The following is a 21338-nucleotide window of genomic DNA, read 5'->3' on the forward strand; positions in this document are numbered from 1 at the left end:
CCCTTTCAATTTTAGAGAAGTGGAATCAGGACACCTCAAACTGTCTTCTCAAAAGCAGAATTCCAGTTTTATACAATGGTAGTTGTTTTTTCGTATTCTTTAGCGGGTTGTGTCCGATTATTTTTAATAGATACGGCAACAACCGTTCCCAATAGCGCCATTATTACCAAAAACAGGAAAGCCGCATTATAGGAGTCATTAAACAAACTGATAATCAAACCGAGGGCTAAAGGAGAAACCGCACCTGCAATTTGACCAGCAAAAGTTACGAGTCCGGAGGCAGAGCCCGTAAGTTCCTTTGGTGAGTATTTTATGATGATCGTATATAGAACGGTTCCAAAGAAAGACAGCGCTACGGAGTTGAGAGTGAGATAAGTGATGATAAGTGCTATAGACGTGGCGTTAGACATTAGAAAGAGAAAAATTGCAGATAATAAAGCGCCTGCAGCGGCAAGATACTTCTCCCGGTTAGCCATATGCTTATCCAGAAGCCAACCGCTTACATTAAACATCAAGAAACCAAAAATATAGGGGATTGCCAATAAACCCCCGGCGGCTATTAAATCAACCCCTTTTTCCTTAACCAAATATATAGGCATCCAAGTGATCAGACCATAATTGATAATATTTGATATAAACTTGAAAGTTATGAGTTTCCAAATGTTTTCGATTTTAAATAACAGTTTCAGAGCAACCTTTTTTTGTTTCGGTTTGTCTTTTTTAACCTCTTGAGTTTCTTGAGGCTTTAGAATGAACCAAATTCCGAATGAAATTAATATCCCTAGAATTCCGGCAATGGTAAACATGCCCCGCCAACCGAAAGCTACCACCATGGAAGCGGCAAGTGCAGTACCTAATATCCCGCCAATATTCTGGGCAGACAAGAAAAACGAATTTGCCCGGCCCCGTTCTTCTTCCGGGAAGTTATCTCTTATAGTGGACATACTGGCAGGATAGAAAGGCCCTTCACCTAACCCGAACAGAAAACGAATGAATAATAAAGACATAAATGACCAAGCAAACCCAGACATTACAGTGAACAAAGACCAACTAAACAAAGAAACAGTAACCATGACTCTGGCTCCATACTTATCGGTCATCCATCCGCCAAGCGGTTGCATGAGTGAGTAGCTAACAAAAAATATACTAATTAAAAAACCTGTCTGGGACGTATTGAGATGAAACTCATCTGCAATTGGAATAATCCCGACATTTATGGCAACGCGATCAAAAAAGCTTAAAATCATTCCAACAAATAAAAGGCCGCTAATCATTATTTTTCGTTTCTTACTTGCATACAGCTGCATTCCCCATCACTCCATCTTTTTATATTTTCACAAAACTTCAGTCCTATAGGAAGCGCTTACAATTCTTTTCAAATTACAAGACTTGAAATTTTCTTTTTACGGTTATTGATTTTTGTTCTGTGACTTTTAGGAGCGTTTCATTCATAAAAAAACAATGAATGAATTTTTTAAAACGAAACTGGATGCCTACAAGATTAATTGATACATTCAAACCCACGAGACTAAAAAATAGACTCGTGGGTACAGATATTGGTCACCGATCGATCCTGGTTACAGAATATAAAGTAGTTGATTATCACGGAGTAACGATATTAACCTTTGGTTGAAATTGATCCAGCAAAGACAGGAAATCTTCAAACTGCTCTTTATCACCGGAAATGGAGACTTTACCGGCCGCCTCCATTTTGGATAAATCTTCACGTCCTAGAGCAATCTGATAGAAGGTTATTCTATCTAATGTTAATGTTGCATCAGGGTTGGACGCCATTTTCCCTTTTTTGAAATTCAGTACAGAATTATCCACATTAATCATGTAATTGGTTTTCGAATCTGTAAATGTCAAATTGAATGACATATTTTTATTTTCCGCTTTTGTTCCGTTTAATTTAATGGACAAGAATTTCAGGAAATCATCCATTGGCATATTGAGCAGCGTATCGAGATTCATCATTCCGCCAGTTCCCTTCGAGTTTGCCACACCATTCCTTAACTCATCTGCGCCTGTAAGATAGAAATTATGCCATACAGAAGATTCAGCTGTGTATCCTAATTGCTCATAAGCTTTAGCTAGTAAGTTTTTTGCTTCTGTATTTTTGGGGTTAGCCATGACTACATGCTTTAAGACTTGAGCCACCCAGCGATATTCCCCTTTTTTATAATCAAGTTTTGCCCGTTTAATGACCTTCTTTTCCCCACCCATATATTCTATATATTTAGCTCCCGATTCCTCTTGTGGTAATGGATCCAAGTCGGATGGATTACCATTGAAATATCCTAAATAAAAGTTGTACACCGCTTTTACGTTGTGTTTCAATGTTCCGTAATACCCCCGATTGGCCCAAACTTTATCCAACTTTTCAGGAAGCTTTAACTTTTCCGCGATTTCATCAGGTGTGAGACCTAAATTAGCTAATCGTATGGTTTGATCATGAATATATTTATACAAATCACGCTGACTTTCCAACTGCTCCAGAACATGGTCTTTTCCCCATATAGGCCATGTATGGGCGGTAACCATAGCATCTATATCTTCTTTTCCAAACAGATCAACTGTTTCATCAAGTGCTTTCACCCATTTTAAAGTATCTCTGGTTTTAGCTCCCCTTAATGTATAAATATTATGTAACGTGTGTCCGGTGTTTTCGGCTACCACTAAAGTTTTGTAATCATTGATATAATAATGCATCTCAGATGGAGCTTCTGAATCCGGCGTCAATAAAAATTCAAATGTTATTCCGTCTATTTCCACCGTTTGAATATCATCCTTCACTTCCATTGTTGGAGGTAAATAGCTAAAGGTTCCGTTACTTAATCCGGGGCCAATACCAGAAGTAACAAATCCTCTTTCATTTGCTGGTAAAAGATTTCCAAACATAAAACCTGCACGGCGAGACATTATATTACCTAAAAGAATGTTTTCACTTAGCGCTTCATCGTTAAAACCTGCTGGGACAATAATGGGCACTTTAGCTGGATTTTCAGAGTATTGAGCAATGCCTTTTATACCACCAAAGTGATCTGCATGACTGTGACTAATAACAATTGCACTTACTGGGTTTTTGGGTCGATGTTCAAAATACAGCTCCATGGCTGCTTTGGCCGTTTCAATTGTAGAAAGTGTATCCAAAACTATTAATCCTGTTTTTCCTTCCACTATGGTAAGCACTGATAAATCCTGGCCCCGAACTTGATAAACGCCATCTACCACTTTAAATAAGCCTGTTATATTTTGTAATTGAGCCTGTCTCCACAAGCTTGGGTTTACAGTAAAACTTGCCGGCTGATCTTCTTTGATGAATGAATATCGATTACTATCCCATACTACTTCACCTTTTGAATTTTTAATTGGATTCATATTCAAAGGAGCAATAAATCCTTTATTTGCATTCTTGAAATCTTCCTTATCTGTAAAATTCAACTGTTCATAAAAAGCCTTATTTGCTGAAATTGTTGCATCTGTTGCCGGCATTGGCTCATCTGATGCAGCATATGTAACAGAAGACCCTGCTAGTAAAACAAAAATAATGGGAACGGAAACAATTCCTTTAATAAAAGATACTTTGGACATTTCATACCCCTTTCTAAGTAGATATCATGTCTATATTCCGAATGTTGAAGCAGTAAAATTTCTCTTTTTTATAAATTTTTAGAATAATATGAATTTATTTTATAATTAATTTGCCATTATGTATATTTCCTATTTCTAATAGTAACTTCAATTTTATTTATATAAAAAACTGCTTGTTTCCATAATGATAATTCGTTTGTTAGGCTAACCGTAGGCTTAACAAACCAAATACAAAATGCCCCTCTCGATAGAGAAGAGCTTTTATGTATGCGTTATATTCAATTTGCTATGACTTTTGCAAGGTAAGGGGGCCGGGGCCACACCGTTAAACACGTATTGAAAACGTTTTAATAGTAAACCAAGGTAGCTTTCATTCCTTATTGAAGAAAATTAACAAATTTAGACACCCCTATTTTATTAAAACGCTTGTTTTTCCTGACTAGCCATAAATTTCTTGTTATATCTATTCTGGAAATGCCCACTTCCCGCAAAAAGCCTTGCTCCAATTCCCTGGCCACTGTCAACCTTGGCAAAATGCTGATTCCAAGTCCAGCTTCAACCGCACTTTTTATCGCTTGTGTACTGCCGATCTCCATGTAGCTTTCTATTTTTTCTAAAACCCCTTGCTCCCTTAACATGTTTTCTACGATAAGCCGTGTTCCGGAAATGGATTCACGCCAAATCATCCTTTCATTTCCCAATTCCTCTAGCTGAATTTCTTTTCTGTCCTTCCATGGGTGGTCGGATGGACATACCAATATCAATTCGTCTTCGGCGAACTTGTCTACAATAAAATCGGTGTTTTCCACAAGTCCTTCCACCAAGGCCAAATCAATGACATCGTTTGATAAGTCCTCCAGAACCCGGGGGGTATTTTTTATCGTTAATGTCACTTTTATTTCAGGCTGTTGTTTTTTAAATCTCCCAAGCAAGCTCGGCAACAAATACTCACCGATAGTCAAGGATGCCCCTACTATGAGGTTTGCATTGTACTTGCCCGTTGATTGCTGAATCACTACTTTTGAATGGTTGAAGTCATTTACAATAGCTTTTGCGAAAGGGTATAACAACTTTCCTGCTTCTGTAACTCTCAGCCTTCCTTCCTCACGGTCGAATAACAAAGTGTTATAAAAATTTTCCAGTTGATGGATTTGTCTTGTTACAGCGGGTTGAGATAGGAAACTTAACCTCGCTGCCTGGCTTATACTTCCTTCATCAACCACTAAACAAAACATTTTTAGATTTTCCAATTTCAAGAAAACGACCTCCATGTTTTTAGATAGTTTATTAAAATGATAGCATCATATTGGTAAATGGTGAAATGAAAGAAGAGTGTTACATTCCCTGAATAAGTGAGCCTATTCAATTATTGGCGCATTCTTTATAAAACGGATAAATCTTCTGGGTATAACGTTTTGTTATACCCGATGATTTTGTTGCAATTTACCCATTCCATTTTCTTTGATATGTTAATAATAAGATTTAAACATAGCGGCAAAGGAGATGAATGATTTCAATGAAAGGACAATGGAAAACTCTGTTCCAATTATTTTGGACCTTTTTTAAAATAGCTCCTGTCACATTCGGAGGCGGGTTTGCAATGATCCCTTTAATCGAAAAAGAAGTGGTCGAAAAGAGAAAATGGATGAAAAGCGAAGAAGTTACGGATGTTTTTGCGTTATCTCAGTCCGTACCAGGAGCTGTCGCCATTAACTCCGCAACCTTTATCGGCCATCGAATTGCCGGAATGAAGGGGGCAATGGCAGCCATGATCGGTGTTTCATTACCTACCTTTTTAATTGTTCTGCTCCTCGGCATTTTGTATTTTTTCATTCAGGATAACCCGAAGATAGAATCCGCATTCGTATCGATTAGAGCTTCCATAGTTGCCATCATCGCCTATGCGGCTATCAAGATAGGAAAAACGGCTATTGTGGACAAAACAACTTTCTGTATTTTAATAGTAGGGATCCCAGTCCTTTTCTTTCTTCACCCTGTAATGGTTATATTAGCAGGAGCTGTAGCGGGTATTGTGACAATCTCCATAAAGAGAAAATTAGGTTACGACGTCAAGATGAATAGAAATGATATGAGAAATGAAGAAAATGATTTCGAACCTTTCATGGGTGCTGGCATATAGGTAAATCAAAAAAAGGGTCTAACTAATTTTCAAGAAAGCGTGTGATGGAATGATGGAATTGTGGGAGTTGTTTAGCACCTTCTTTATTATCGGCTTTGTATCGTTTGGAGGCGGATACGCCATGATTCCCGTAATAGAATCGGAAGTCTCACAGCATGGATGGATGACGGCGCAGCAATTTACCGATATCATCGCCATTTCCGGCATGTCCCCAGGACCTGTCACCGCCAATAGTGCCATTCTCATTGGCTATTCGACTGCTGGATTAGCAGGAGCGATTTCATCTGCTCTCGGAATCTTGCTTCCTGCTATTATATTCGTAACCGTTATAGCCACCTTCTTCAGCAAATTGAATCATTATCCAGTTATTCAATCCATGTTTTATGGACTAAGACCCATTGTCACAAGTTTAATCCTTTTTGCAGCAATCAGCTTTGCACTTTCCAATCATATGATGGCCCTGAACTTTTCATGGCATACGATAAGCTTATTACTCGTTTTTGGATTATCGTTATTTGCCCTAATGAAATTACGCTGGCACCCAGCCTATGTAATTATTCTATCTGGTTTAGTTGGTGTTGTCCTCTATTCATAACAAATGTCGCACACACAACCATTATCAATATGGACCGGAATTAAGCAGATAAATGGAAGACGGCCTTAATTACTTTTTAAACATTCATACTATATAAGTGCGAGAAAACTTGATTATGTTTATGTATTTAACCCATACAGAAAACACCCTGTATCCAATGATTCAGGGTGTTTTTTCATAATTATTCTCATTTTAAGAAGTACGTTTCTTCGTTTCATCATCTACTGGCTGAAACCGCGGATAACCAATCAAGATGGCAACGACTCCACAAAGTCCAATTAGTATTGGGTAATATGAATACGGCAAGATGCTGATCGGAGAAATCTTTGCTACCCCTGCTGCAACAAGCAGTTGTGCCCCATATGGAATCAACCCTTGGATACAACAGGCAAAAACGTCAAGCAAGCTCGCCGATTTACGTGGATCGATCCCATACTTTTCAGCGATATTTTTGGCAAGTGGCCCGGCAATGATAATCGAAATCGTGTTATTTGCCGTGGAAAGGTTCGTCAAACCAACAAGCCCGGCAATGCTGAATTCCGCCCCTTTTTTTGTTTTGCTGTTTCGGGTCACGAGGTGGAGAAGATAATCGATCCCGCCATTATGCTTGATTACAGCTACCATGCCTGCAATTAAAATGGCAAGGAAAGAGATTTCATACATTCCCGCCATCCCTTCTCCGATTTTTTGAATGACACCTAACGGTTGATAACTTCCATCCGCCAAGCCGATAATTCCGGCAAATATGATTCCGATGGAAAGGACCAGGAACACATTGACTCCTGCCAAGGCAGTGATCAATACGCAAAGATATGGAAGAATCTTCACCCAATTATAAGAATGTTGGGAGATGTCGGCTTGTTCACCCATCGTTAAAATTCCAAGGATGACACATGTGATGATGGCCGCAGGTAAAACAATGAAAAAATTCACCTTAAACTTATCCTTCATTTTCGTTCCCTGCGTTCGAACTGCAGCAATTGTCGTATCTGATATGAAGGATAGGTTATCCCCAAACATCGCACCGCCAATAACGGCCGCCATTGAAAAGGCAAGCGAAATATCGGTTTGCTCACTAATTCCAACCCCGATAGGTGCTAGGGCAACAATCGTTCCCATGCTTGTCCCCATAGATAAAGAAATAAAACAAGCAATAATGAAAATCCCTACCATTAATAGATTTTGCGGAAAAACAGCTAAGGCAAGATTCACCGTTGATTCAACTGCCCCCATGCCATTTGCAACTTCGGCAAAAGCGCCGGCTAAAAGGAAAATGATAACCATTAACATAATATTGGCGTCCCCGGCACCTTTACAGAAGATATCAACCTTATGATTGAATGTCTCTTTCCGATTCATTGCCAAGGCAGCTGCTGATGCAATTGAAATCGCTACAATCACTGGAAATGAATAAAAATCTTTAGTGATGATTCCGGACCCTATAAATAAAATTAAAAATACGACAAATGGGATCAATGCCCATGGATTCCCTTTATTGTTTGCACTCATGATGAACACCTCTTTTTATTTTTCCCATGACATGTGTCACAGCTCTTATTCTGTTAACAGTTTTCGCAAATTACCAATTTGAACTTGATTATCCAGTCATGGAGCTATAGCTAAAAACTGTCGGCATAAAAAAGACCCCTTCTATTAAACAACAAGAAGAGGTCTTTTAATTTATAAAAAACACCCTCCTTATCTTTCAGGCGAAAATCAGCCTGCTGGATTTGGCACAGCACTCCTATTAAGTCTGCTGCCGAGACATCTTCGGGCCAGTCCCTCCGTCTCTCTTGATAAGAAGATCTAAATTATATAATTTATCAAATATTACGATGTCTACCAGAAAAGTACCAGGCTGGAAACTTGCCGAAACCATCTGAGTTTGTGAAAGTGACATCGAAAGTCGTATTGAAAAGCAAATATAAGAGTACAGCATTTTGTCTATTTTCGCAAGGTTTAGTTTTAAAATGTTTCACATGCACTATTAAGGATTATAAAGAGATCTTGACATGTGCAGTTAATCAGTTTATTTCAATAATGAAACTCTTGTTATATTTGGATAAAACACAAAATATATCCATTTTGGAGCGGAATTAATATAAAAAGAGGTCTAATGACCTCTCAACAAATTTCTTGTATTAGGTTAGGTGAATTATTTTTAGTCGAGTTCACATCAGTCGATACCTCAAATGCTTCCATCTGTTCCGAATCGAATGACTTTAAATATTGTTGCAGATATGCAGGATCATTAATGGATGGATTCAACCAATCTTTTTCATCTTCTGGTTTAAGGATGACAGGCATACGATCATGAATGCTGGTCATTAGCTCATTAGGAACGGTTGTTATAACGGAGCATGAATAGATGCTGATGCCATCAGGAGATTTCCAGGATTCCCAGAGACCGGCCATTCCAAATGGAGCATGATTCTTCAGTTTTATTCGCATCGGTATTTTTCTCTCTGGTGTCTTCTTCCATTCATAAAAAGAGTCAGCGATTATCAAGCATCTCTTCTTCTTATACGCATTCTTGAAGCTTGCTTTCTCTGCAATGGTTTCCGCTCTGGCATTGATCATTTTATAGCCCACTTTTTCGTCTTTTTCCCAGAAAGGAATGAGTCCCCACCTAAGATATCCAAGTCGATTCCTTGCCCCGTCATTAATGACGGAGAGCACGGGTTGGGAGGGAGCAATATTGTAGTTGAATTGGTATTCCCCATCAAATGATCCTTGAATATCAAACCGTTCTTTTATTTCTTCAATGTCAGTGAAAAGGGTGAAACGTCCACACATAATATCGCCTACCGTATTAAGATTTATTACAGTGTAACAAATGGAACGGGCAGGCACAAATCAGCGTTCTAAAATCCTGATGTCGGTAAATGGTTGATTAAATAATTCGCTGGAAATCAAAAGAGTGCCAAGGACTTCTCTTTCATCTTCAGCTTTAATGATTTCCGACAAAATCAAGGTACTGCCATTCCTGACCGTTACTTTATATTCATTCATATAATCCCCCCTCAAAAGGCTAGATGGTTGTTATTATAAACCAAAAAACCACAAGTATCAGTATTGAACTTTGGCAGAGTCATGGTTAATCCTCTAATGGAGAGGCCGCATGGAGGTTCCTTTATACTTCTAAGGGTTAGTCGCACGAAGCAATGCCCGGGACTATAACTCCTTGAGGCTTAAAAAAGACTGTCCATGAATGATTCATGGACAGTCTGGGCGCTGTCAAAGGTTTTTCGCTTCAATACTGATCATTGATTATGGAGATAGCATTGAGGAAAGCCCCAACAGTCGGTACGAAAAGGAATGCTCTTCTAGAAGAACCAAATTAGTTGCCCCTATTCCATGTCCATTCATTATTTAAAATGCAGCAAAACCTCATTTATTAAATGTGCTGCCAATGTAACAGTTTTATTATTTTCGTCCAACGAAGGATTCACTTCCGAGATATCAAAGGAGAGGATCTTTTCATTTGATACGATATGCCTAATAATGGCACGAACCAATTTCGGATTCAGTCCAAACGGCGATGGAGCACTTACCCCAGGTGCGTAGGCTGAATCAATAACGTCCGTACATAATGTAAGAATAATGTAGTCATTTTCCTTAACGAATTCATTTATCCGCCGCTTAGTTTCATCCATTTCGTTCAATGACAAATCTTCTTCCAATATGTAGTCGACCTTACTTCTCTCAGCAGTTTCAAACAGTGCCTTGGTATTCCCCTGTTTCTGAATTCCGACACATAAATATCCACAACTTTGATCTTCGTCCAAAATCTGCTTAAACATCGTTCCTGATGAACTTTCTTTTTCATAAGGCCTCATATCAAAGTGAGCGTCAATATTAATAATCCCTAATCTAGCTTTTGGTCCAATGGATTTCCTAATCCCAAGATAATGGCCATACAGGGTTTCGTGTCCTCCCCCAAGTATGATAGGAATCGCTTTACTCTCCAATATCCCGGCAACAGCTGATCCCAGTTGGGATTGGGCGGCCTCCATCTCTGTACTTTCACATATTACATCGCCAGCATCCACCAGCTCGGTTTGGGAAGGTAAATGACAGGGTAATTTTGCCAATGACTGCCTAATATGATCAGGACCCTCTGCAGCACCAATCCTGCCTTTATTCCTTTTGACGCCTTCATCACATTTGAAGCCAATCAATCCAAAGGTCCTTGATGCATTGGAAGAGATGGCTAATTCCGAAATCGGTGCCAAACGTACTCTTTGGTGGTATCTGAAGCTGTCCATGTCAGATTGGGAATCAATTCTTCCATTCCAATATTTTAAAGTCGGATTAGTATACATAATTTCTCCTTTATTTAAAAAATTCCGAAATATCTTTTTTTAAAATTATAAATGAGATAATATATAATTACCAATACAAAAATTCAATATATCTATAGTTTAAAGCTATAGAAAGGAGAATATATGGACCTTCGTCAACTTCGGTATTTCACTACCATTGTCCAGGAAAAGAATTTCTCAAAAGCGGCAAAAATACTGCATATATCTCAACCTTCCCTAAGTAATGCCATAATGAAATTAGAAAATGAAGTTAGTTTTCAGCTTTTGGAACGTAATACAAGGGGGCTTGAGCTTACGGAAGCGGGGGGAATTTTTTATACGAGATCTGTTGATCTGTTAAGAAGATTCGATAATATGCAAGTGGAGCTTAAGGAAATGAAGGATGTTGGAAGCGGAACAGTATCTATTGGTTCCATAGAGTCCTTCAAATTTTGGTTCCCGAAGATAATCAGGAATTTTAAAATCAATTATCCTAGTATTAAAATAAAAGTAAGGGAAATATTAGGGGAAGAGAAGGTTTTCGATTCGTTAAACCGGTATAATGTTCATTTCACCATCACGAACCAGCCCATCAACAACGATGAAATTCTATCCACTCCCCTTTATAATGAAAAATTCATGCTTTTGATCCATAAAGATGACAAGTTAAACGAAAAAGAGTCCATCACTTTCCAAGACATTGCAAAGAAAGAATTGATCATCAGTACAACTGGATTTCAAACAAGAGATGATATCTTAAGAGCATTTAAGGGTGAAAATGCAATTCCCAATATCCTATACGAAATAGAAAGGCTTGAAACAGCTTGCAGTTTGGTAGAAGAAGGGCTAGGGGTTACAATTTTACCGGAAAGCTATATAAAATCCGCTGCTACACCAAATACTGCAATTCGCGCAATCGATTCTAACTTTTTGGAAAGGACTGTTTACATTGCTTATTTGAAAGATCGTTATCTGTCTCCTGCGGTATATAGGTTAATAGAGGACATACATAGCTTTTTTAAGAGTGATGTTAGGTTCGATGACAAAAAAAGAAGCCAACGGTAATGACAAAAAAACATTCCCCTTATGCACATTGCACAAGGGGAATGTTTCATTTCATTGCTCTGGCCATTTTACTCGATTTCCTTATTTACATCTTGCTAGAGGAATTTCAGTCTATATTCGTCAGGGTAAAATTAATTCGTGACACTACCATCATCCCCTGGATCTTCAATATCCGCCGGATCTTTTTCCAATAGTGCCTCTTTGTCTTTTTCGTTCCATTTTGCTTTATATCCTAAGGATTTCGCTACTCTTAACACCGGTAGATACGATTTTTTATCTGGTTTAAATGTTTCTAAGTCCCCTGATCCAATTACACCCAAACCAAGTAGCAATTTGTCTGATTGGATATAGGGTTTTTCATCTATCAGTTTCATTTGTTCAGCTGTATAAGGATAAACGGCTCCATTCACTTTTAAGGTAAACGGTCCTTTCTTTTCTTCTTTTATTTCTTTTGGCTTTTTCGATTTATGGGAAACATTATACACTCCTTGAACAGTTCCTTCCCTCGTATTATCGGCTCCTCCATACATTTTCCCCTTTTCATAATCAAAAATAACAGCTTGCACATTTCCGATATGTTGGGGTTTTTCTTCATAAACATGGCCTTTTGCCATTAACTCCAACCTTGTATTTTGTTCAATTCCCGGCTCCCATCTAACTGTCGGATAACCAGCAGAATAAATACGTGGCGCATATATCGCATCTTGAATACGCATTTGATGATCAAGCACATTCATAATCGTTTCAGATACCGATGCGATTATCGTCGCCCCGCCTGGTGAACCAATGGCCATGAAGGGATTGCCATCTTTTAATACAAAGGTCGGGGACATACTGCTTCTTGGTCTTTTTCTTGGTTCCACCTGGTTAACTCCACCCGGTGTGGCATCAAAATCCGTCATTTCATTATTAAGCATGAATCCATAATCTGGTACCATGATACCTGAACCGAATACTTGCTCGATTGTAGTCGTATAAGCAACCATATTTCCCCATTTATCCATTACAGAAAAGTGAGTCGTTTGTCCGATCGGGGTTTTCTCTTCCTTTACCTTCTCCATTGAAGGGGGTTCTTTGCCCTCATACTTCCATGGATCGCCTGCTTTGACATCAGCTGTTGATCTATTTGGATTAATGAGTTTTCTTCTTTCTTTTATATAATCTTCATCCAATAATCCTTTTGTTGGTACATCATAAAAATCTTCATCTGCCATATAGGCAGCGCGATCGGCAAAAGCTAGATGCATGGCTTCCGTTAGATAATGAAGATACTCAGGGGAGTTCGCCCCCATCTTTTGTACATCGAATCCTTCCATAAGCTCCAGGATTTGCTGGACAGTCAAGCTGCCTGAACTTGGTGAAGCTGCCCCCACCACTTCAAAGCCCCTATATTCCGATTTAATTGGCTCTCTCTCTTTCACCACATAGTTTTCCAAATCCTCATTTGTCATCGTTCCTTCACGTTTTTGAACTTCTTTGGTAAGTGCTTCCCCGATTTCACCTTTATAAAAAACGTTAGAACCTTGTTCTTTTATTAACTTAAGAGTCTTTGCCAGATCTGGCTGAACGAGGGTATCTCCCTCTTCCAATGGTTTTCCATTTGGCACAAAAACTTTTGCAGCCGCTTGGTTATTTTCAAGTTTTTTTACATTTTCACCGATATATTGAGCTGTTGCCCAATTGACTTTTACCCCTTTTTCAGCTTGTATAATGGCCTCGTCCATAACTTGTGATAATTTCAATGTTCCATATTTCTCTAGAGCAGTTTCTACCCCCATAAGTGTTCCGGGAACAGCAACCGCTTTCCCAGATATGTGCCGTTTACTAAAAGGAACAGGTTTTCCCTTTTCATCTAAAAAAAGTTTAGGCGTAACATTTTGCGGTGCCATTTCGCGGCTATCGATCATCGTTATTTTATTTTCTTTCTTATTATAAATCATGATAAATCCACCGCCGCCGATTCCAGACATCATCGGTTCAACTACATTTAACGATAATTGAATGGCTGCTGCTGCATCGACTGCATTTCCACCTTGTTTTAGTATCTTTATACCCGCTTCAGCTGCTAACGGATGAGAAACTGATACGATTCCATTTGTAAAACCCTTCCCCATTGACTCATCTACTCCAGGGACACTTGCAAAAGCTGGTGTGATCATACAAAAGAAACTGAAAGTAACTAAAATAAAACTTTTTAAAAATTTCATGAATTAGTCTCCTTTCAAAATAAAACAGATTAGGGTTTAATCATAAGGCAAGTGGATATACGAGCAGATCTCAATAGTAGGAATATGCTGGTTGTCTCGATATAATTGCAGTCTGCACATTCCCATTGGGCGTTGCATTCCCAATGATATTTCACTTCAGAAAATCACCCCCCCCAAATGGTTCAGCTCTATCCTTTATTTCCTGATCGATATTCGTAGACTCAATTTTTCTCTATGCTTTGGTTATTTTCCAAGATATTGGGGCTATCATGATTGTCACTCTTCCAAAGATTTTGCAAAGCCAATAATACGATAAATGCAGATACCCCAATGATGTCCGATATCGTTTCAGGATAGATTAATAGTAAACCAACGATTATAGCGAGGACTCTTTCCAACCAGTGCATCCCCCTCATCCAGTAACCTATTACACCCGCACCAATTGCAATCATGCCTGACATTGCTGTAAATACGACCCAGACAACCTCCATCCAAGTTGTATCGATCATCAGCATTTGTGGGGAAAGAACAAATATATATGGAATGATAAATGCAGCAATGGCAAGTTTCGATGACTCAATCCCGGTTTTTATCGGTTCACCGCCTGCCACACCCGCCGCTGCAAATGCCGCTAAAGCAACTGGAGGGGTTATATCTGCTATAATGCCAAAATAGAAGACGAATAAATGGGCTGATAAATCAGGAACACCAAGCAAAATGATCGCAGGTGCTGCAATCGTCGATGTGATTACATAATTGGCGGTCGTAGGTGAACCCATTCCTAAAATAAGTGCCGCTACCATTGTTAGCATCAATGTTGGAATCAAATATCCGCCAGACAAATCGATCAAACCATTAGCCAGCTTCAGCCCTAATCCAGTTTTCGTAACGATTCCTACAATTATGCCGGCTGCTGCGGTTGCGGCTGCAACCGCAAGTGCCGTTCGAGCTCCATCCACCAATGCATAAATGATATCGATGAATTTCATGCGGACATCCTTGTTTATGAATCCAACAAGAACAGAGATGGCAATGGAATACAGTGCTGCATGTGTAACCGTGATATTCAGCATGAGCAATAAGATAATGGCAAGGATCGGTATTAGTAAATAAAATTTGCCGAACACTTCCTTCTTACTTGGCATCTCTTCTTTCGTTAATCCACGAAGCCCAAGTCGTTTCGCTTCAAAATGGGTCATGATCCAAATTCCTGAAAAGTATAGGATAGCTGGAATCGCAGCCGCCTTTGCTATATCCCAATACGTTATTCCATTCCCAATGAACTCAACCATTAAGAATGCGGCTGCCCCCATTACCGGAGGCATCAATTGACCGCCTGTCGAAGCGGCCGCCTCCACTGCCCCTGCGAATTCCTTCTTATAACCAAGATTTTTCATCATCGGTATCGTAAATGCCCCTGAAGTGACAACATTAGCTACAGAGCTTCCGCTAATCGTCCCTTGCAGAGCACTGGAGAAAATTGCAACCTTGGCAGGTCCCCCTATCCTTCTGCCTGCAATGGCCGTTGAGAGATCATTGAAGTATTGGCCGACTCCTGTACGGACTAGAAAGGAACCAAACAGTAAAAATAGGAAGATGAATGTCGATGACACCGCTAACGGGGTACCTAAAATGCCCTCTGTCGAAAAGAACATCGTTTGCACCAAACGTTCCAAAGTTAAACCGCGATGAGCGAGGAATCCCGGCATATACTGTCCAAAAATTCCATAGAAAATGAATAATGAAGCAATGACCATAATAGGAATCCCCACTGCACGCCTGGTTGCCTCCAAAACCAGCAGGATGGCCATTAAACCAACCGCAAAATCCAATGCGCCCAAACGTCCTACATTCATGACGATATCTTCGAAAAATAAGGGCCAATATGCACCAACCCCGATACTAAGAATCGCTAAAATGACATCGTACCAGGCAATTTGAAACTTTCCTTTTTGACGCTTCTTACGGTTTGCAGGAAATAGTAAAAAAATAAGGGAGAGTGCAAACCCTAAATGTATCGTCCGTTGGATCTGTGCTGTAAAAACACCAAAAATAGCAGTATATAATTGGAATAACGAAAAAGCTAAAAGTCCAAAAAACGCAATGTGGCCCAAGACACCAGTTAATTTCCTTGTCCCGGCTTCAGGATCATATTTTTCCAATAACTCCTGTTGCTCTGCTTCGGTTAAATATTTGGTTTTTTCTTTATCAGCCACTAATCTTCACTCCCTTCAACTGTTCCCATAATGAAATACTTTCCAATGAAATCCTGACCCATGTTCCTGGTTTAATAAAGTCTGTCAATGTATATGTTTTTTCATCATATACCAATCTATGGTTAGCCCTGACTTGTCCTACTCGTAAATCTATATAGGTGAAATTACGTTTCATATTTTTTATGAAGTAGGTACCGTCTTTCTCTTCGAATACTTCCTTCCCCTCTGCATTGGAAGGCATACCGACTGCAAAATCATGATAAGAAAATTCGGTTTGTATGATTTGCTTATCGGAAAAACGATATGATTCCAGTACATCCGAAAGGTGGATGGAGTGTGTATACTTAATCTGGAAATTTTTTTCGCTTTCCAATGGTAAGTACGCGACTAATTTCCCTTGGTCCTCGAAGGAAAAGGCAATGACATGTTTATATGGAAAAAATAATAGAAATGTGATGATCAGAGGTATACCAAACGCCAAGAATCTCTTGAATTTCATAGGTACCTCCTTTCAAAATCCGAAATCCCATTCAGAAAAAACAAAGCCGATAGGCCACAAAAAGCGAGCTACCGACCAAATTGCATTACTTGGAAACACCTTTTTCTTTAAAGTATTTTTCTGCGCCAGGATGAACTTCCATTTCCCCTAACCCTTCAAGTGCAGTCTCTGCTGTAATGAACTTTCCTTTTGCATGAGTGATTTGATCTGTGTTGTCATAAACAGCTTTAGTCATTTCATAAACTAAATCTTCATCAAGATCCTTTGTAACCACTAACATCGCTTTAACAGCAACTGTTTTCACCTCGGATTTGATTTTGTACGTACCGCTAGGAATTGTGTCTTCAGCATAGTATGGATACTTTTTAACCAAAGCTTGAATCTTGTCTTCTGCAATAGGAAGGATAATAATATCATTTTGTACGGACAGCGCCTCAACTGCACCAGTTGGCGTTCCGGCCGTAATGAAAGCTGCGTCAATATTGCCTGCTTGGATTCCTTCCGCCGACTCATCGAAAGATAGATTTTGTCCTTTAATATCTTTCTCAGACAACCCATGGATCTCCAGGATTTGCATGGCATTGATGTATGCACCTGAACCTGGTGCACCTACTGATACCTTTTTACCCTTTAAATCGTCAATTGATTTAATGCCACTTTTTGCAGTCGTTACAATTTGAACCGTTTCAGGATATAGAGAACTGATCGCTTGTATGTTGTCTATGGGTTTCCCGTCAAACATTTCTTTTCCTTCCAGTGCGTATGCGGCGATATCCGTTTGCGAAAAAGCGATTTCAGCTTCTCCAGCTCTTAAAGTTTCCATATTTTCAGCCGAAGCACCGGATGTCTGAGGTGTTATATTCGCTTTTGTTTTATCGGAAATGATTTTTCCAATTTGTCCTCCGAGTGGATAGTATGTACCTCCCGTTCCACCAGTCAACAGACTCAAGTTTTGGTTTCCGCTGCCCGAGACACCTGCTTTACTGTCTCCGCAAGCCGCGATAATACCGGTTACCGTCAAAATCATAACCAATAAAAAGCACTTATGAAATTTTTTCATAAAACTCCACCCCCTCAATTGTTTTCTTCATCCGCAAAAGATGATAGTGTTATTATTCTACCGATCACCTCACTTTCCCTTTTTTTACAAAATTAGAAACTTAAGCCGAAAGAACTAGCATTTGATTAAAAACTTTTATGCAAATCGAAATAACAAGCATAAATGTGTAAAAACACCTATTAAAAACAAGGGGAATTCGCTATCTAATAGTAATATTCTACCTTTTATTACCTATTCTTCCTTTTTTTAAGGATAATATTGACTCTTCCATTTTAGAAATATATTATTGTTATAAACTTATAAGTCTATATTATAAAATGACCTTAATAGCATACTTCTAGCCTTTAATCGTTATTTCCAGCATTTGTTTGAGAGGGAATATTAGAAGTCCACCCTTTCTTTTACCAGCCATTTTGGCCTTTTACTTTCAAATCCAACTGAAGTGGGTGATTGTTTGAATTTCCTATCCCTCCGCTATTTCATAGAGGTTTCTAACCATCTTAGTTTCAGTGAGGCTTCCAAAACCCTGCATATATCCCAGCCCGGTCTTAGCCAACAGATATTATCCCTTGAAAAACAATTAGGCTTTAAATTATTGAATCGAACGACAAGAAAAATTACATTGACAGAAGAAGGAGAGTACATCTATAAAAAACTAGCTCCTTCCTTTGAAGATATTGAGAAAACAGTGAATTACATAGTTGAAAATAAAACCATCCCCAAGCCTAAACTGAAGATTGCCACCGTCCCCTCTGCAGCTAGCATATTTATCCCGAAGCTATTGAAAAAGATTGTGGGGGAATACCCGGAAACAGAATTTTACGTTCATGAAACAACATCCTCAAGGGCTGTAAAACTCGTAAACCAACAAAATTATCACATAGGTTTCATCCGAACGCCCATTCACAGTAACATCATCGACAATGAAGGATTAAGCATGCTTGAATTCATGAGGTTCCCTTTACAATTAGTCGTTTCCATTGATCATCCGCTAGCCCAAAAGGATGCTATACATTTATCCGAAGCAAAAGACGAACCTTTTATCCATTATGATGCCGTTCAAGCACACTCCCTTCAATTCCTTTTGGAAAAGGCTTGTCTGACTGCTGGATTTTCACCTAAAGAATTATGTAAAGGCTCTGAATTACTGACGATCGCCAATCTAATATCCAATAACTTAGGTGTAGCACTCATGCCGGAAGATATGGTGAGTTTGTTGGGAAAAAGCAAAGTTAAAGCCTTGAACATCGATAACTCGGAATTATCCAGTTCCATATCGGCAGTATGGAAAAACACGGATGCATCAATGCTGACTATGCATATTTTGAAAACGTTAAAAAATGACCATGCTTTTAGCGATATTTGATTCTTGTTGGAAAAAGCTGCGAAACGACACGGTGTGAAAAAGGGCCAATTATAGTAAAAAGAACTAAATTATAATCGATGTTAAAAAAGCCCCATTTCTCTTTTATGACACTGAGAAATGGGGCTGTTAATATTGGGAAAATTTAACCTACTAAACTTCAGATTTAGATTTTCCATAACTTGTAAAAATCTTAAATTAGCAAACTCCCCATATTGGTAGTGACTAATTATATCAGTGCATAGCATGCTTTGACTTAAGAAAATATAAATACTCTATTCCCTCAGCGGTGATCTTAGTGCCTGCCCTTCCTCTGCCTTTGACGATAAATCCTTCGATTTCTAATATATCCAAGCGGCGACGGATCTGCTGAGGGGACAAGACAAAGTCCGATTCTTGACTTTGACTAGAAATCAGTTCTCTGCTTGCCGCTTTTCCTTTATCGTTGCATTGCTTGATTACTTCCATGATGAAAGCGCGCTCCTGAATTTCCAGCATACTTTTACAGACGGGATAATCTGCCGTCACACTGTCTTCCGCATGCCCGTGCATGAACGGAAGGTCACTTTTCGTCACGACATTCCCCTCACAAACCGTCAGCATGTAATCGATTGTGCTTTTAAGTTCACGTATATTGCCGGGCCATTTATATTGCATGAAATACTCCAAAACGTCGTGCTCTACTTTTACCCACTTCCCGCTTTTTGTGATGAGATGCTTTATCAAAAGTGGAATATCCGCTCTTCTCTCTTTGAGTGACGGTATGTAAAGATTGAGTACATTCAGCCGGTAAAACAAATCTGTTCTGAATGAACCGTCCCGCATCTTATCTTGAAGATTTTTATTCGTCGCGGTAATCACCCTAACATTAATGGGAATGATTCTTTTGCCCCCAATTCTACGGATTTCCCCCTCCTGAAGAACTCGAAGCAGATGGGATTGAACCGTGAGACTTATGTCACCAATTTCATCCAAAAAGATAGTCCCGTTATCCGCCATTTCAAACAGTCCTTTCTTGCCTCCCCTTTGTGCCCCTGTAAATGCCCCTTCTTCGTAGCCAAACAATTCACTTTCAAGTAACGTTTCTGTTAAAGCGCTACAGTTGACAGCCAAAAACGGTCCGTTCTTTCGCAAAGAATGCTCATGAATAGCATGAGCAAACAGTTCTTTTCCTGTTCCTGTCTCTCCCTGAATCAAAATCGGATGCTCTGACAGGGCAAGCTTCTTGGCAATCTGCTTACGCTCTTTCATTACTTCATCCTCGGCGATAATATCTTCAAAGCAGTATTTTGTATAAAATCCTTTATTTCGCATTTCTCTTTGAGCGGTCTTTTCTATTTCAAAGGCTTGATGTACGCTTTTGAAGGTTGCGACGATTGTATTTTCTTTCATCATTTGTAACCGGAAAATTACGATGTCCACGCCGTCTATATTGAAGAACTTGCTTTCATCATTACTTTCCATGATGAAATCGATAATATCCCGGCGATTCATTACATGCTCTAGATACTTATTAACCATATCTTGTGCATCAACATGGAACAATGCCGCAAGCTGATTATTGAATACCGTTATCAGCCCTTCCTCGTTAACGACCAATATTCCGTCATCGACAGTCCCCAAGACATTTTGGATGTGATCGCTCATCTGCTTGGCATCACGCTCTGCATATAACAGCTTACGTTGTAATTCAATGATATTGCTAATATACCTTTCTGAAATCTTCGAAGATATATCCTTTTGTAAACCGCAGCATTCTACAACTTCCAGAATTGTTGTTATATCAAAAAGACGCACGCCTATATCGATTACTTCTTTTATGTAAGAAGGGCACAGATGTGTTTCTCCTGGTGAAACGGCTATTTGGACATTCTCATAAAATAAAATCCCCTTCCTGAAAGGGATAAATTGAACATGATCGATACCAAGCTGATATAAGGATTCAATAAGGTTTATAGTTGCATCATCATCATCATTCACCAAAAGAACTGCCGAACCCACTGGTATTCTTAATAGCTTGTCAATGTATTCATGATTAACAGTTCTCTTTCCCACAATTATTTTCTCGGGATTTACGCTATACATTCCCTTTTTCTTATCGTATGCGGCATCTGATGAATACAAGAAAATCCCATCTCCCAGAGATCGAGGTATTCCCTCATCGGCAGCATGGCTTTTGACATGAACATAGTCTCCAAGCAGTTGTTCCAGTTGCTCCTGCAAGGCTTCCTTTGTTTTTGAGCTTCCCGCTATAAGTGTAAGTGATGATTTTGACATAAAAACACCTACCTGTCT

16 protein-coding genes and 1 riboswitch are annotated in these 21338 nt (G+C 39.2%); of the genes, 4 read left to right on the forward strand and 12 right to left on the reverse strand.

Going from position 1 to position 21338, the window contains the following annotated elements; genetic code table 11:
* Positions 1–68 precede the first annotated feature (68 nt).
* From QFZ73_RS00130 to QFZ73_RS00140, 3 genes are all read right to left on the reverse strand, one after another.
* Entirely contained in the window at positions 69–1307 is a 1239-nt protein-coding gene (locus tag QFZ73_RS00130; RefSeq protein ID WP_307261714.1) for an MFS transporter, read from the reverse strand.
* Positions 1308–1602: 295 nt separating this feature from the next.
* Complete coding sequence (locus QFZ73_RS00135) at positions 1603–3594, reverse strand: alkyl/aryl-sulfatase (protein WP_307261717.1); 1992 nt, start codon at positions 3592–3594, stop codon at positions 1603–1605.
* A 377-nt stretch (positions 3595–3971) separates the two neighbouring features.
* Positions 3972–4850, reverse strand: coding sequence for a LysR family transcriptional regulator (locus QFZ73_RS00140; RefSeq protein ID WP_307261719.1), 879 nt, complete (start codon positions 4848–4850; stop codon positions 3972–3974).
* A 260-nt stretch (positions 4851–5110) separates the two neighbouring features.
* On the opposite strand from QFZ73_RS00140, the gene QFZ73_RS00145 reads away from it, so the two are divergent.
* Positions 5111–5734: a chromate transporter gene (locus QFZ73_RS00145; RefSeq protein ID WP_307261721.1), complete on the forward strand. Its 624-nt coding sequence runs from the start codon at positions 5111–5113 to the stop codon at positions 5732–5734.
* Between the two features lie 49 nt (positions 5735–5783).
* A complete protein-coding gene (locus tag QFZ73_RS00150; protein ID WP_307261723.1) occupies positions 5784–6329 on the forward strand; it encodes a chromate transporter in 546 nt (181 codons plus the stop codon).
* Positions 6330–6521: 192 nt separating this feature from the next.
* Here QFZ73_RS00150 and QFZ73_RS00155 read toward each other — a convergent pair whose 3' ends face one another.
* From QFZ73_RS00155 to hutG, 4 genes are all read right to left on the reverse strand, one after another.
* Positions 6522–7838 (reverse strand): Na+/H+ antiporter NhaC family protein, encoded by a 1317-nt coding sequence (locus tag QFZ73_RS00155; protein WP_307261726.1) that lies wholly within the window; start codon positions 7836–7838, stop codon positions 6522–6524.
* 186 nt (positions 7839–8024) lie between these two features.
* Positions 8025–8132, reverse strand: a riboswitch (SAM riboswitch).
* Between the two features lie 321 nt (positions 8133–8453).
* Positions 8454–9125: an SOS response-associated peptidase gene (locus QFZ73_RS00160; RefSeq protein WP_307261728.1), complete on the reverse strand. Its 672-nt coding sequence runs from the start codon at positions 9123–9125 to the stop codon at positions 8454–8456.
* A 60-nt stretch (positions 9126–9185) separates the two neighbouring features.
* Positions 9186–9341, reverse strand: a complete 156-nt coding sequence (locus tag QFZ73_RS00165) for a hypothetical protein (protein ID WP_153246094.1) — start codon at positions 9339–9341, stop codon at positions 9186–9188.
* Positions 9342–9697: 356 nt separating this feature from the next.
* Complete coding sequence (gene hutG / locus QFZ73_RS00170) at positions 9698–10654, reverse strand: formimidoylglutamase (RefSeq protein WP_307261738.1); 957 nt, start codon at positions 10652–10654, stop codon at positions 9698–9700.
* Positions 10655–10777: 123 nt separating this feature from the next.
* Here hutG and QFZ73_RS00175 point away from each other — a divergent pair, with 123 nt between their 5' ends.
* Positions 10778–11698 carry a LysR family transcriptional regulator gene (locus QFZ73_RS00175; RefSeq protein WP_307261740.1) on the forward strand — a complete coding sequence of 307 codons (921 nt, stop codon included), beginning with the start codon at positions 10778–10780 and terminating at the stop codon, positions 11696–11698.
* 131 nt (positions 11699–11829) lie between these two features.
* Here QFZ73_RS00175 and ggt read toward each other — a convergent pair whose 3' ends face one another.
* The 4 genes from ggt to QFZ73_RS00195 form a co-directional block, all read right to left on the reverse strand.
* A complete protein-coding gene (gene ggt / locus QFZ73_RS00180) occupies positions 11830–13905 on the reverse strand; it encodes a gamma-glutamyltransferase (protein WP_307261741.1) in 2076 nt (691 codons plus the stop codon).
* A 221-nt stretch (positions 13906–14126) separates the two neighbouring features.
* Positions 14127–16121, reverse strand: a complete 1995-nt coding sequence (locus tag QFZ73_RS00185) for a TRAP transporter permease (protein WP_251431886.1) — start codon at positions 16119–16121, stop codon at positions 14127–14129.
* Positions 16114–16620 (reverse strand): DUF1850 domain-containing protein, encoded by a 507-nt coding sequence (locus QFZ73_RS00190; protein WP_307261744.1) that lies wholly within the window; start codon positions 16618–16620, stop codon positions 16114–16116. Before QFZ73_RS00190 ends, QFZ73_RS00185 begins: the two co-directional genes overlap by 8 nt.
* An 85-nt stretch (positions 16621–16705) precedes the next feature.
* Complete coding sequence (locus tag QFZ73_RS00195) at positions 16706–17680, reverse strand: TAXI family TRAP transporter solute-binding subunit (protein WP_251431892.1); 975 nt, start codon at positions 17678–17680, stop codon at positions 16706–16708.
* A gap of 454 nt (positions 17681–18134) precedes the next feature.
* On the opposite strand from QFZ73_RS00195, the gene QFZ73_RS00200 reads away from it, so the two are divergent.
* On the forward strand, positions 18135–19046 hold the full coding sequence (locus QFZ73_RS00200) for a LysR family transcriptional regulator (protein ID WP_251431896.1): 912 nt from the start codon (positions 18135–18137) through the stop codon (positions 19044–19046).
* Between the two features lie 231 nt (positions 19047–19277).
* Here QFZ73_RS00200 and QFZ73_RS00205 read toward each other — a convergent pair whose 3' ends face one another.
* Positions 19278–21320, reverse strand: coding sequence for a sigma-54 interaction domain-containing protein (locus tag QFZ73_RS00205; RefSeq protein ID WP_307261748.1), 2043 nt, complete (start codon positions 21318–21320; stop codon positions 19278–19280).
* Positions 21321–21338: the final 18 nt, after the last annotated feature.

The sequence above is a fragment of the Peribacillus sp. V2I11 genome, from assembly GCF_030817135.1.
Taxonomy (GTDB): domain Bacteria; phylum Bacillota; class Bacilli; order Bacillales; family DSM-1321; genus Peribacillus; species Peribacillus simplex.

What these genes read in the sequence shown, in the direction of transcription:
- QFZ73_RS00130 (WP_307261714.1), bottom strand. Translation starts at nt 1,307, where the DNA reads ATGCAGCTGTATGCAAGTAAGAAACGAAAAATAATGATTAGCGGCCTT.
- QFZ73_RS00135 (WP_307261717.1), bottom strand. Translation starts at nt 3,594, where the DNA reads ATGTCCAAAGTATCTTTTATTAAAGGAATTGTTTCCGTTCCCATTATT.
- QFZ73_RS00145 (WP_307261721.1), top strand. Translation starts at nt 5,111, where the DNA reads ATGAAAGGACAATGGAAAACTCTGTTCCAATTATTTTGGACCTTTTTT.
- QFZ73_RS00150 (WP_307261723.1), top strand. Translation starts at nt 5,784, where the DNA reads ATGATGGAATTGTGGGAGTTGTTTAGCACCTTCTTTATTATCGGCTTT.
- QFZ73_RS00155 (WP_307261726.1), bottom strand. Translation starts at nt 7,838, where the DNA reads ATGAGTGCAAACAATAAAGGGAATCCATGGGCATTGATCCCATTTGTC.
- QFZ73_RS00160 (WP_307261728.1), bottom strand. Translation starts at nt 9,125, where the DNA reads ATGTGTGGACGTTTCACCCTTTTCACTGACATTGAAGAAATAAAAGAA.
- QFZ73_RS00165 (WP_153246094.1), bottom strand. Translation starts at nt 9,341, where the DNA reads ATGAATGAATATAAAGTAACGGTCAGGAATGGCAGTACCTTGATTTTG.
- hutG (WP_307261738.1), bottom strand. Translation starts at nt 10,654, where the DNA reads ATGTATACTAATCCGACTTTAAAATATTGGAATGGAAGAATTGATTCC.
- QFZ73_RS00175 (WP_307261740.1), top strand. Translation starts at nt 10,778, where the DNA reads ATGGACCTTCGTCAACTTCGGTATTTCACTACCATTGTCCAGGAAAAG.
- ggt (WP_307261741.1), bottom strand. Translation starts at nt 13,905, where the DNA reads ATGAAATTTTTAAAAAGTTTTATTTTAGTTACTTTCAGTTTCTTTTGT.
- QFZ73_RS00190 (WP_307261744.1), bottom strand. Translation starts at nt 16,620, where the DNA reads ATGAAATTCAAGAGATTCTTGGCGTTTGGTATACCTCTGATCATCACA.
- QFZ73_RS00195 (WP_251431892.1), bottom strand. Translation starts at nt 17,680, where the DNA reads ATGAAAAAATTTCATAAGTGCTTTTTATTGGTTATGATTTTGACGGTA.
- QFZ73_RS00205 (WP_307261748.1), bottom strand. Translation starts at nt 21,320, where the DNA reads ATGTCAAAATCATCACTTACACTTATAGCGGGAAGCTCAAAAACAAAG.